Raw genomic sequence first — 701 nt, forward strand, 5'->3', positions numbered from 1 at the left:
TCAAGCTGCCTGAACGTCCGCTCGGCGAAGCCGGCTTCGTAGCCGCGCTCGACCATCCCGTCGATCAGCTTGTCACGGAACGCGCTGACACCGCCGGTAAACTTGAAGGTCGCCATGCTCTTCCGCAGCATGTCGGCCTCGCCGGGCGTGAAGCCCGCGCATTCGATGGCCACCCGCATCGCCTGTTCCTSGAWMAKCNATGCATGAATTGCCGCCTGGGGTGTGGAGGGGCCGAAACCCTCTTTGCCCGCATCCACGCGCAGGGTTCCTGCGGGGATGAGGTCCAAGACCTCGGGGCCTACAAGACGGTCATGTATGACCACGTCCGCCTGTTCGATGGCCCGCAGTACGCCGAGTGTCAGCATATCGGCCGCACCNGGGCCGGCACCGGCAAAGGTCACGGCATGGGTCTGTGCTGGTGTCGGCTTCATCTCTGCGCTCCGTCGTCGTGGCGTGGCTGTTGCCTCTCTATATAGGATATAATTCCCCCTGCGGGCTATATCCTCTTGCGGATAAGAACGGATGTTCGAATACAGGAACGAGAGGGAACGACGTTCCCGTAAAACCGGATGGAGCGCGAATGGTAGCCCGATTGGATGAGATGGATCGGAAGATCCTTGCGGAACTGCAACTGGATGCCGCGCAATCACTTGATGAGATTGCCAGAAAGTCGGACAGTTCGAAGACGCCGGTATGGAATC

At 60.1% G+C, this 701-nt stretch carries 2 protein-coding genes; one reads left to right on the forward strand and one right to left on the reverse strand.

Translation table 11 applies throughout. The features are described from left to right. Positions 1–431: SAM-dependent methyltransferase (locus tag TR36_RS15965; protein WP_237763606.1), on the reverse strand; the 431-nt coding region annotated here is incomplete at its 3' end. A 149-nt stretch (positions 432–580) separates the two neighbouring features. Between TR36_RS15965 and TR36_RS14185 the strand changes: the two genes are divergently transcribed. Then, a partial coding sequence (locus TR36_RS14185; RefSeq protein WP_153010598.1) for an AsnC family transcriptional regulator occupies positions 581–701 on the forward strand: 121 nt, incomplete at its 3' end.

This window comes from Falsirhodobacter sp. alg1, assembly GCF_000739715.2.
Taxonomy (GTDB): Bacteria; Pseudomonadota; Alphaproteobacteria; order Rhodobacterales; family Rhodobacteraceae; genus Falsirhodobacter.